This window comes from Lichenicola sp. (assembly GCF_965198575.1).
Classification (GTDB): domain Bacteria; phylum Pseudomonadota; class Alphaproteobacteria; order Acetobacterales; family Acetobacteraceae; genus Lichenicola.
In genome coordinates, this window is the sequence record NZ_OZ240671.1 from 1,502,301 (window position 1) to 1,514,135 (window position 11,835).

The window sequence follows — 11,835 nt, forward strand, 5'->3', positions numbered from 1 at the left end:
CGCACCCTCTCCCGTTGCGCCACCTCGCGTCCGACGCCGCTCGTTCCACGGCGGCCATTTCACCGCGTTCACCTCGCACCGAACTTCCCGTCTTCACCTGCCATCGTTTCGCGGTCATCCTGCCCGACAATCAGAGCCGTCCAGGAGCCACGACACCCATGCCCACTCCCCTCAAGCGCGAGATCGGGGGCTGGCCGCTCCTGTTCACCGGGCTCGGCTCGATCATCGGCTCCGGCTGGCTGTTCGGCGCCGAGCGGGCCGCCTCCATCGCCGGACCCGCCGCCATCCTCGCCTGGATCATCGGTGCGGTGGTCGTGCTGGTCATCGCCGGCGTCGCCTCCGAACTCGGCGGCATGTTCCCGGTTTCGGGCGGCATGGTGCGGTATTCGCGCACCTCCCACGGACCCCTCGTCGGCTTCCTCGCCGCCTGGGCCAACTGGATCGCCATCGCCAGCTCGATCTCCGTCGAGGCGGAGGCGTCGGTCCAGTACATGAGTTCCTGGCCCTATAAATGGGCGCAAAACCTCTACGTCGACGGCCACCTCACCCCGATCGCCCTGGTGATGGCAGGCTTCCTGGTCGTGGTTTATTTCCTGATCAACTTCTGGAGCGTGAAGGTGTTCGCGCGGTCGAACGCGCTCATCACCATCTTCAAGCTGGTCGTCCCCGCCCTCACCGGCATCGCCCTGATCTTCAGCGCCTTCCACCCGGGCAACGTCACCGGCAGCTCGCCCGGCAGCGGCGGCTTTTTCCCGGCAGGCGGCGCCGGCGTGCTCACCGCGGTGGCCACGTCGGGCATCATCTTCGCCTTCAACGGCTTCCAGAGCCCGCTCAACATGGCCGGCGAGGCGCGCAATCCGGATCGCACCATCCCGTTCGCGGTGCTCGGCTCGGTGGCGATCTCGGCCGTCGTGTACCTGCTGTTGCAGGTGGCCTATCTCGGAGCGATCGACCCGGCGCACCTGCTTTCGGCGGGTGGCTGGGCGCACGTCAACTTCTCCTCGCCGTTCGCCCAGCTGGCGCTTGCCTTCAACCTGAACTGGCTGGCGATGCTGCTGTACTTCGACGCATTCCTGTCGCCGAGCGGCACCGGCAGCGCCTACATGGCCAGCACCTCGCGGATGATCGTGGGCATGCAGCGCAACGGCACCGCGCCCGAGATCCTCGGCCGCGTCGACCCGGTGTACGGCGCGCCCCGGCCGGCGCTGTGGTTCAACCTCGGCGTGGCGTTCGTGTTCCTGTATTTCTTCCGCGGCTGGGGCACGCTTGCCGCGGCGATTTCCGTCGCCACCGTGATCTCCTACCTGATGATCCCGATCTCGGCCCTCACCCTGCGTCGCACCGCCCCCGGACTGCGCCGTCCGGTGCGTCTGCCGGGCATCGGCTTCTTCGGGCCGTTCTCGTTCGTCGCAGCATCGGAGCTGCTGTACTGGGCGCGCTGGCCCCTCACCGCCGAGATCATCCTGCTGCTGGTGGCGTCGCTGCCGATCTATGTCTGGTATCGCCGCAACGCCAGCCGCACGGAACTGCGCCGCGAATTGCAGGCAGCGGTATGGCTGATCCTGTACCTGCCGACGATGGCGCTGCTGTCATGGATCGGCAGCCACGAGTTCGGCGGCCTGGGCTGGATCCCGTTCGGCTGGGACATGGCCCTGGTGGCTGTGGTGTCGCTGCTGTTCTGCAGCTGGGGCGTGCGCAGCGGCCTGGCCACACCGGACCTTGCGGAGATCTCCAGCAACTGAAACCTCCCCGCCGGCCATGACGCCGGTGAAAACTGCTCGTCGGTGGGGCGTGCTGCCCGCTCATGCGACACGCTCTGCACAGAAACGGTACATCGCCTGCCACTTTCCAGAAAAACCGGTGGCAGGCGGACTTGTAGCGTCCGCGCACAAAATCTAGACAGTTCGTCACGACGCGTGTCACTTCGTCACAAGGCAGAAGCCTTGCCGGGAAGCGTCGAGGCACTGGAGGAAATTGATGTCGTTTCGCTACAAGCATCGGCTGGCGGCTTCGGTCGCCTCCGTCCTGACGGCCCTGACCGTGACGCTGGCCGGCACCGGCACCGGGCATGCAGCCGCCACCGCGTCCGACATCTCGGTCGGCAGCATCCTGGCGCAGACGGTCTATCTGCCGATCAAGAACCAGGCGCAGGCCGAGGCCGCTGCACGGGCGATGCAGATCCCCGGTACGCCCGGCTACCATAAATTCCTGACGGTGCCGCAGTTCGTCGCCCAGTACGCCGACAGCGACGCCCAGGTCGCGCAGGTCGAGGCCGTGCTGCAGCAGCTCGGCTACAGCATCGTCTATGTGTTTCCGAACCATCTCGGCATCGAGGTCGTGAGCAGCACCGGAACTGCCGAGAGCACGCTCGGCGTGAAGCTGAAACGGTTCACGGTGAACGGCCATAGCGGCATGGCGCCGGACGCGCCGCTCAAGCTGCCCGCATCGCTTGCCGGTCTGGTGCGCGGGTTCGGCGGACTGAACACGCTGACGCATCCGCATCCGATGCGCGTCGCCAGTGCCGAGGCGCACGGCGTGCAGGCCCGTGCCGTCAGCGGCGCCCTGGTCGGTGGCACGCCCGGCAATTACCTGCCGGTCGATTTCGAGAACTATTACGGCGTGACGCCGATCTATGGCCAGGGCATCAACGGCCGCGGCACCACAATCGGCATCGTGACCCTCGCCAACTTCAAGCCGAGCGACGCCTATCTGTTCTGGAAGCAGACCGGCCTGAACGTCTCGCAGTCGCGCATCACCACGGTGAATGTCGATGGCGGCACCAGCATCGCGCCGAGCGACGCACTCGGCGAAGGCGAGACCGATCTCGACGTCGAGGAGTCCGGTGCGATCGCTCCCGGCGCGAACCAGCGGGTCTATATCGCGCCCAACAACACCAACGCGAACTTCATCGACGGCTTCGAGGCGGCTGCGTCGGACAACATCGCCGACACGGTCTCCTCCAGCTGGGGCCAGCCGGAACTCCATTTCTTCTACGACACCGCGACCCAGACGCCGGCCCAGACCTTCCTGCTCGATGCGTTCCACGACGCGTTCCTGGAAATGGCGCTGCAGGGCCAGTCGGTGTTCATCGCGGCCGGCGATTCCGGTTCGTTCGACACCGTGGAAAGCTGCGCCACCTCCGGCACGCCGGGCGCCGACAACCCCATCTGCAACGCGCCCTACACGGTCGATCATCCGTCGAGCGATCCGCTGGTCACCTCGGCCGGCGGCACCACGACGCCGTTCACCTTCACCACCAAGAGCGGGCTGCATCTCTACGTCACGCAGGAACGCGCCTGGAGCTGGGACTACATCGCCGCCGAGGCAGCCCAGCAGGGACGCGGTGCCACCGACCCGGTCTCGCTGTTCTTCTCGACCGGCGGCGGCGGCGGCGTGAGCTCCTATTTCGCGCAGCCCTGGTACCAGGCCGGCGTGAAGGGCATCACCCTCACCAGGCCGAACCAGAAGCTGACCCAGGATACCGGCTCCGGCCCGGTCGTGCAGTACACGCTGCCGTCCAACTTTGCCGGCCGCAACAGCCCGGACCTGTCGACCGACGCCGATCCGGAATCCGGTTTCCAGTATATCGAGGAAGGCCAGATCATCACCGGCTACGGCGGCACCAGCTTCGTGGCGCCGCAGCTGAACGGCGTGAACGCGCTGTTCACCCAGGCACTCGGCGGCCGCGTCGGCCAGCTGAACCCGGCTCTGTACGAGCTCGGCAACCTGACCGCGAACGACATCGCGGCTGGCAACAACTGGGGCTACAACGCGATCGGCGGCTATGACAACGCGGTCGGCAACGGCACCCTCAGCGCCTACAAGCTGGCGATCGGCCTGGCCTACCTGAAATACGTCTACTGATCGACACGCAGTTCGGGGCGGCCTGCGGACGCCGTCCTGAACAGCGCCTGAATCATGAGTTCGAAGGCGGCGACTCGATCAGTGCCGCCTTCGACTCCAGCATCCGCTCGACCTGCTGCTCCACCAGGGGCGCGCTGAACAGATAGCCCTGCACCAAGCGGCAACCGGCGCCGCGCAACGCTGCAAGCTGCGTCTCGTTTTCCACCCCTTCGGCGATGATCTCCACATCCAGCGCCCGGCCCAGCGTGATGATCGCATCGATGATCGCCATCGTGCTGTGTCGCGTCAGCATCCGCATCACGAACGAGCCGTCGATCTTGATCGCATCCAGTGTGTAGCGATCGAGATAACCCAGCGACGAGTAGCCGGTGCCGAAATCATCCAGCGCCACGCGCACGCCGAGTGCCCGGATCTCACCGAGTATCCCGTCGATCCGTCCCGGCTGGTGCAGGAAGACGCCTTCGGTGGTCTCGATCTGCAGCAGATCCGGATCGAGACCGGTTTCCGCCAGCACCGCCTGCACGACCGCCCCGTAGCGCGCGTCGCGCAACTCGACGCCGGACACGTTGACGCTGAGCCGCAATCCGGGGAAACGCGCATGCCAGCGTCGCATGCGGGTGCAGGCTTGCGTCAGCACCCAGTGGCCGATCCGGGCGATCTCGCCGATCTCTTCGGCAGTCCCGATGAAATCCGCCGGGCAGATCAGCCCGCGTTGCGGATGCTGCCAGCGGATCAACGCCTCCAGGCCCAGCACGGCTCCGGTCTCGGCGTTGCAGATCGGCTGGTAGTGCAGCACGAACTGGTTGCGCGCGATCGCGTGGCGGAGGTCGGTCTGCAGCGCCAGCTTGTCGACCGCCTCGCTGCGCATCGAATCGGTAAACACCATGTAGCTGCCGGGATTGTTCCGCTTGGCCCGGTACATGGCGATGTCGGCGTCGCGCATGAGCTCCTCGGGTGAGCGATACTGCGCGGTCGCATGCACCAGCCCGACGCTGATCGAGCAGAATATCTCCTGCCTGCCGAGCCAGATCGGACGTCGCATCGTCTCGATGATCCGCTCCGCGAGACGGCGCGCCCGGGAGCTGTCGTGAGCGGTCTCGACCAGCATGACGAACTCGTCGCCGCCGATGCGACCAAGCGTGTCCTCCGGCTGGACGCAGCTGCGCAGGCGGCGCGCCACCTCGACCAGCAGCAGGTCACCGGCCTGATGGCCCAGGCTGTCATTGACCAGCTTGAAGCGGTCGAGATCCAGGAACAGCACACCGACCTGGTAGGCCGGGTCGAGTGCGACGCGATCCAGCGCCGTCGTCAAGGCCCGCATGAAGAAGGCGCGGTTCGACAGCCTGGTCAGGTCGTCGTGGAAGGCGGCAAAGCTCAGCTGCGCCTGGATGCGCCGCCGCTCCTGGATCTCCTTCTCGAGCATGATGTTCTCGGCTTCGACGATCCGCGCCCGGATCGCACTCTCCTCCGCATGCTTCCGGTCGCTGATTTCGCGCTGCACCGACACCCAGTGGGTGAACCAGCCCTGCTCGTTGGCAACCGGCGCAATGCTGAGCTCCACCCAGAAGCCGCTACCATCCTTGCGACGGTTGAGCAGCTCGAGCTCGACCGGCTCCCAGCGGGACAGCGCCAGGCGCAGCCGGTCGAGTGCCGCACGGTCGGTGGTCGGCGCTTGCAGGAGACGTGGCGTCAGCCCGAGCACATCGGCCTCGTCGTAGCCGGTGGTCCGGGTGAACGCAGCGTTGACATAGACGATGCGCGGGCCGGGCTGGTCGATCGGCTCGGCTTCGGTGATCAGCACCGCGTCGTTTGCATTCACGACCACGGACTCGAGCAACCGCAGCCGCTCCAGGGCACGCGCGTCCAGCGGTCCGGCGATGCGGAAGCCGGCATCCGCGGGCGGCCGGTGGAGCGCGTCCAGCTCGAGCAGCGCAGTGAGCTGCGCTGCGTGCGTCAGCAGGACGTAGGTCGTGGCCGCGGACAGGCCGGTCCGACTTGCGGGATCGGCAACGACCAACAGCCCGCGCCTGGTCTGATCGGCCGGCATCACCCGGACTGCTGCGATGAAATCCGGCACCGGCTGCCGAACGGCCAGGGCGCGCCACCAGACCTCGACATCCGGCTGCTCGCCCGCGACGTCCAGGATCAGGACGGTCCCGGTCCGGCCAGCGGCGATCCTCGCCAGAAACCGGCTGTCCAGAACGGTCTCGCTCGCCGGGTCGAGGCCGAACGACGCCACCAGGGTGAAGCGCTCGCCGACGCCGGTCAGGACCATGCCGATCCGGCATCCGGCAGCATGCGCGGCACTCTGCACGACCTGAGTCAGGCTGAGGCGATCGGAGACTGGCGGGCCTGGCGACGCGGCGTCCGCGTCCGTATCGACCACGCTAAGCGATCACCGCGTTTATCTGAACATGCAGAAAGTTCGAAGACTGCGTCACTCAAATCACTCGCATTATAATTTCGAAACTATCCCATTCGCGGCCATGACCCGTCAACGCGATCGGGCCACCGGCACACCGGCACTTGCACGACACTATCTCTCCAGATATATCTTAAGATATGTCCAGACACACAGGCTTCCCTCACATTCATCCTCTCCGCCACCTGATCCACGCGATCGGCGGCCGCCACGGGCGATCCGGCTTTGGCCGCGGCGGCGGCTTCGGTCGTGGCGGTCCGATGGGCGGCGGCGACGGCATCCCCGGCACCCGCCGGCTGAGCTCGAGCGACCTTCAACTGGTGCTGCTGGCCCTGCTGGCGGACCAGCCGGCGCACGGATACGAGCTCATCCGCATCCTGGAGGAGCGGTCGGGCGGTTTCTACGCACCGAGCCCGGGAATGATCTATCCGGCCCTCACCTACCTGGACGAGATCGGCCACGCCGCCGTCATGCCGGACGGCACCCGCAAGCTGTACTCGCTCACCGATGCCGGCCGCGCCCACCTGACCGCCAACCGCGCCCGCGCCGACCTGATGCTCGACGCGCTGTCACGGATCGGTGGCCGCATGGAGCAGGTGCGCGAGGCCTTCGCCGGCGTCACCGATGCCGATCCGCAGGCTTCCGACGACCTGCACCGCGCCCGGCACGAGCTGAAGCACGCCCTGATGCGCAAGCGTGGCTGCGATCCGGAGGAGGCCCGCCGCATCGCCCGCATCCTCGATCGTGCCACCGTCGAAATCATGGGCATCGGCGCCAAGAGCGCGGGCAACTGAACATGGACAACAGCACCGACATGAGGGTCCTGACCCACGACCGCGCACTCCCACACACCGCCATCCGGGTCCGGCACGAGACCCGTTACCGCGCGCTCGAGGTGGTGAGTGCCGAGACCCTGTCGCCGCGGATGCGCCGGATCGTGCTGGGTGGCGATGCGCTGGCCGGCTTCACGACGGCGGCCGCGGACGACCACGTGAAGCTGTTCCTGCCGGCACCCGGCCAGCAGCGGCCCGCATCCCCGATCCTCGAGGCGGGTGGCATTCGCTTCCCCGAGGGCACCGCGCCGCCGACGGTCCGCGATTACACGCCGCGCCGTTTCGATCCCGCTTCGCTGCTGCTCACCATCGAATTCGTGCTGCACGGCGACGGGCCCGCCGCGGCCTGGGCGCAGGCGGCCACACCCGGACAGCAGGTCGGGATCGGCGGGCCGCGCGGCTCGCTGTTGCTGGCGGACACCTACGACACATACCTGCTCGCCGGCGACGAGACCGCACTCCCGGCGATCGCCCGCAGGCTCGAGGAGATGCCGCCGGGGGTTCGCGCCATCGCCCTGATCGAGGTGGAGACGCGTGGCGAGGAACGCCATCTGCCGACCGCCGCCAGCGCCTCGATCACCTGGCTCCCCCGCAACGGCCGTCCCGCCGGGGATCCCGAGCTGTTGCTGCAGGCGCTGGCCGCCACCCGGCTACCGGACGGCGACACCCATGCCTGGATCGCCGCCGAGATCGAGGTGGCACGCCGCCTGAAGGCGCATCTGCTCGAAGAGCGCCAGATCCCGGCTGCCGACATCAGGTCTGCGGGGTATTGGCGGCATGACGCGGCCATTGTCGGTTTGGTAACCTGATTGATCCATAGCTGCTGCTCGGAGGAGCGGCGGCGAGCATGTCTGTCCAGAGGGAAAGCGACGCCTGGCGTCCCGAACGTCGTCCCGACCAGCATGTCCTGCGCACGGCGCTGCTCTGCCTCGTCCTGCTGTGTTTCGCGGTCCGTCCGGCGCTTGCCCAGTTCACCAGGTTCCAGAACCTCAACGACGAGCAGGGACTGGGAAATGCCAGCGTCGGAGCCCTGGCGCAGGATCGCGACGGCTACATCCTGCTCGGCACGGAAGCCGGACTGTATCGTTACGATGGGCTGAGCATAGCCGCCTACGGGACCGGAATGCCGTCCGCGGCCTGGGTCGAACAGATCGTCGCCGACGATGCCGGACGAACCTGGGTGGTCACCAACCGGAACCTGTATCTCGGCCAGGGCGCCGATTTCACGCGTATCGACACCGGCCGGGCGCCGCTGTTCCTCAAGTCGCCGCATCTGCTTGTCGTTTCCGGCCGGGATGTGGTCCTCGACGTCGGCGGCATGCTGCTGCGAGCGCCTCTGGCCACGACCGGAGTTGCCCGGAACGCAGTCGGCACCTTCTCGCCCCTGTTCGGGCCAGCAGCCTTGGCAGCCACGCCAGGCCTTGCCACCGCCCGCTTCGTCGTCCCGGACATCGATGGCGGATTGCTGATCGGCTGCGGCGACGCCATCTGTCGCGAGGTCGGCGGCGTGCTGACGATCCTTGGCAAGGCCGAAGGGCTGGCCCCGGATAGCTGGCAGGTGGCGCTGCGCACCCCTGACGGCACCATCTGGGCGCGCAGCATGGATCGTATCGCCTGGCGCAAGCCGGGTCAGGCCGTGTTCACGGTCACCACCCTGCCTGGCTCGACCCTCGGCTCCCAGGCGGTGGCCCCGGGCGATCATACCTCCTACGTCGCAAATCCGGAGCGGCTCGTGCTGCAGGATGACGGGCATGGGGGCGTCCTGACCCAGAGTGCCGGCGGCCTTCTCGACTGGAACGGCAGCAGCTGGCAACTCCACTCGCATCACCCGGGCGGCATCCCAGCCGACCGGATTGTCGCCATGATGCGCGACCGCGAGGGCTCGCTCTGGCTGGGCAGCTTCGTGACGGGCGCCTACCGCAGTATCGGCATGGGCAGCTGGGAGCACTGGACGAAGGATGACGGCCTCCCCAGCAACATCGTCTGGTCGATGTCGGGCACGCCGAACGGCCAGGTCTGGGTCGCGACGGATGGCGGCACGATCGCGACCGACGGCACGCCGGCCGGCACCCCCGCGGAAACCAATTACGCCGCCGTGACAACCCGAGGCGGCCGGCTATGGCTGGCGCCTGTCGGCTCTGCGTTGGTCCGTCGCGATGCGGCGCTGAAAACCGTCGAGACTTTTCCATCGCCTGGAAAGATCGCCAGCGCCGTCATCGACGGAAACAACCGGCTCTGGCTCGGCGCGGATCGCGGGCTGTTCGTCGTGGCCGATGCCGACCAGCCGGCGTCGCTGGTCCATCCGGCACCGGCGCTGGCGCACGAAACCATCACCCTGGCCACCGATCCGGCGGGCGTGGTGTGGGTGCTCTCCCCGGACGGCGTGTTCCGACGCAACGATACCGGCCGCTTCGACCTGGTGATTCCGGCCGGCGTCCTGAAAGCCCTGCCGATTTCGCTCAGTTTCGTATCGGACAACGAGGTCTGGATCGGGACCGACATGAGCGGGATGCTCCGCTTCCGTGTCGTCGGCCGCCACGTCGCACAGCTCCCCAACCATCGTCGCGCCGACGATCGCATCGAACAACATCCTGTTCGCGCATCGCGACCGTCGCGGCTCCATCTGGGTCGGCACCGACCGCGGCATCGACATGTTCGATGGCAAGGTCTGGCGCCGCTTCGACAGCTCCAACGGTCCGATCAGCAACGACGTCGACCAGAACGCCATCTACGAGGGCCCGGACGGCTCGATGTGGTTCGGGACCAGCCACGGCCTGTCGCACCTCATCGATCCGGCGACGCCTCCGGTGCTGGCGCCCCTGCACCCGCTCATCACCGGCCTGTCGCTCGGCGAGCGGAAGTTGCCCTTATCGCGCTCGATGCATGCCGACTGGAGGCCGGCGTCGCTCGTCATCGATTTCGTCGATCTCGATTATTCCCGTGGCAAGACCATCGTCTTCCACTACCGGCTGCGCGGGATCGATACCGGCTGGAGCACGACCACCGAGCATGAGGTGCGGTATGCGGCACTTCCCGCCGGCCGGGTGGATTTCGAGCTGGTGGCCGAGGACACCACGCACCGGTCGAGCTCGGGGCAGGTTGGCTTCACCCTCCATATCCGGGCACCATGGTGGCAGCGCTGGTGGTCGTTCGGCCTTTCCGGATTCGCGATTTTAGCTGTCGTCGTCGGCGCATGGCGGATGAAAACCCGGCTGCTGCTGCGCAACCAGCAGCGCCTCGAGGACATGGTGCGCGCCCGGACGGTCGAGATCGAACAGGCCAGGAGTACGCTGCAGCACCAGGCAGGCGAACTGGCGCGCCAGGCATCCGACATGCGACGCCTGGCGATGTCGGACGCTCTCACCGGGCTTGCCAACCGGCGAGCGATCATGAGCGCGCTCGATGATGCCGTGGCGATGTATGAGGAGCTGGCGGTCCTGCTCTGCGACATCGACCATTTCAAGATGGTCAACGACCGCTTCGGGCATCTTGCGGGCGACGAGGTGCTTGTCGCCTTCGCGGGGGCACTTGCGACGAATATCGGACCCGGCGAAGCGGTCGGCCGCTACGGAGGCGAGGAGTTCCTGCTGATCCTGCCAGGCGACGCCGACGCGGTCATGCTTCGCGTGTCCGCCATCTGCCTGGCGATGACCGAGGCATCCGGCCACCTTGGCGGCCTGGACTGGACCGTCACCTCGAGTGGCGGCCTCGCCTTCCTGCGGACCGGCGATACGTCGCTGTCCCTCCTCGCACGGGCAGATACAGCGCTCTATCTCGCCAAGGCGAACGGCCGGAACCGGATCGAGCACGACAGGGCGGAGGCCGCGGATCGTCCGGCCCGCCGCGCCGAGGATCGACTGGCCGAGGATCGCGTACCTTGCGCTACGGGCTCCGGCACCGGCACCGGCAAGGCAGGACAGCCGGCTCGCGCCTGCGACCTTGAGCGCGATCTTCGCGCAGCCCTTGCCCGCGGTGAATTCACCCTGCTCTACCAGCCGATCGTCGACATCAACCGGGACATGGTCACCGGGTGGGAGGCTTTGCTGCGCTGGCAGTCACCGCTGCGGGGGGATGTTCCGCCGGGCGATTTCATTCCGTTCGCCGAGAGCGTCGGGCTCATGCCCGAGATCGGCGACTGGGTCCTGCGCGCCGCATGCCGCGAGGCGGTGAGCTGGCAGGACGCGACGAAGCTGTCGGTCAATCTCTCGCCGACGCAGTTCCGCCTGCCCGACCTGGTGGACAGGATCCGGCAGATCCTGGCGGAAACCGGCCTGCCGCCGGAGCGGCTGGAACTCGAGATCACCGAGACCGCAATGATCGACAACATCGCAGGCGTCGGCAACATGCTTCGGCAACTCCGGGCGCTCGGCATCACGATAGCGCTGGATGATTTCGGCACCGGCTACTCGTCGCTGAGCTTCCTGCGCATGCTGCCGTTCGACCGCATCAAGATCGACCGGTCCTTCGTGCAGGATCTCGGCGTCAGGCCGCAGGCGGTCCCGGTGCTGCGGGCGCTGGTCGGATTATGTGTCAGCGTCGGTGCCGCCGCCACCGCGGAAGGTGCCGAGACCGACCAGCAGATCGCGCTCCTGCGCGCCGCCGGGTGCGTCGAGGTCCAGGGCTTCCGGATCGGCCACCCCTGCCCGGCGTCGGAGATGCAGGCGTGGATGGCAGACTTCGTGGCAGATCGCGCATTGGCACCCGCGGCCTGACCGG

The 11,835-nt window shown here is 67.4% G+C and carries 7 protein-coding genes; 6 read left to right on the plus strand and 1 reads right to left on the minus strand.

Features of this window, described 5'->3' with window-relative positions:
• Positions 1-158 precede the first annotated feature (158 nt).
• Both ACOEQ2_RS06965 and ACOEQ2_RS06970 read left to right on the plus strand, forming a co-directional pair.
• Positions 159-1,742: an APC family permease gene (locus ACOEQ2_RS06965; protein WP_419730655.1), complete on the plus strand. Its 1,584-nt coding sequence runs from the start codon at positions 159-161 to the stop codon at positions 1,740-1,742.
• A 235-nt stretch (positions 1,743-1,977) separates the two neighbouring features.
• Entirely contained in the window at positions 1,978-3,864 is a 1,887-nt protein-coding gene (locus tag ACOEQ2_RS06970; protein ID WP_419730656.1) for a S53 family peptidase, read from the plus strand.
• Positions 3,865-3,916: 52 nt separating this feature from the next.
• On the opposite strand, the gene ACOEQ2_RS06975 is transcribed toward ACOEQ2_RS06970, so the two are convergent.
• Positions 3,917-6,250 (minus strand): putative bifunctional diguanylate cyclase/phosphodiesterase, encoded by a 2,334-nt coding sequence (locus tag ACOEQ2_RS06975; RefSeq protein ID WP_419730657.1) that lies wholly within the window; start codon positions 6,248-6,250, stop codon positions 3,917-3,919.
• A 176-nt stretch (positions 6,251-6,426) separates the two neighbouring features.
• Between ACOEQ2_RS06975 and ACOEQ2_RS06980 the strand changes: the two genes are divergently transcribed.
• The 4 genes from ACOEQ2_RS06980 (at position 6,427) to ACOEQ2_RS06995 (ending at position 11,831) form a co-directional block, all read left to right on the plus strand.
• The gene (locus ACOEQ2_RS06980) at positions 6,427-7,080 is read left to right on the plus strand and encodes a PadR family transcriptional regulator (protein ID WP_419730658.1); all 654 of its coding nucleotides are present in this window, start codon (positions 6,427-6,429) and stop codon (positions 7,078-7,080) included.
• 20 nt (positions 7,081-7,100) lie between these two features.
• The gene (locus ACOEQ2_RS06985; protein ID WP_419730659.1) at positions 7,101-7,928 is read left to right on the plus strand and encodes a siderophore-interacting protein; all 828 of its coding nucleotides are present in this window, start codon (positions 7,101-7,103) and stop codon (positions 7,926-7,928) included.
• Between the two features lie 38 nt (positions 7,929-7,966).
• Positions 7,967-10,132: a ligand-binding sensor domain-containing protein gene (locus tag ACOEQ2_RS06990; protein WP_419730660.1), complete on the plus strand. Its 2,166-nt coding sequence runs from the start codon at positions 7,967-7,969 to the stop codon at positions 10,130-10,132.
• A gap of 376 nt (positions 10,133-10,508) precedes the next feature.
• Positions 10,509-11,831, plus strand: a complete 1,323-nt coding sequence (locus ACOEQ2_RS06995; RefSeq protein ID WP_419731154.1) for a putative bifunctional diguanylate cyclase/phosphodiesterase — start codon at positions 10,509-10,511, stop codon at positions 11,829-11,831.
• Positions 11,832-11,835: the final 4 nt, after the last annotated feature.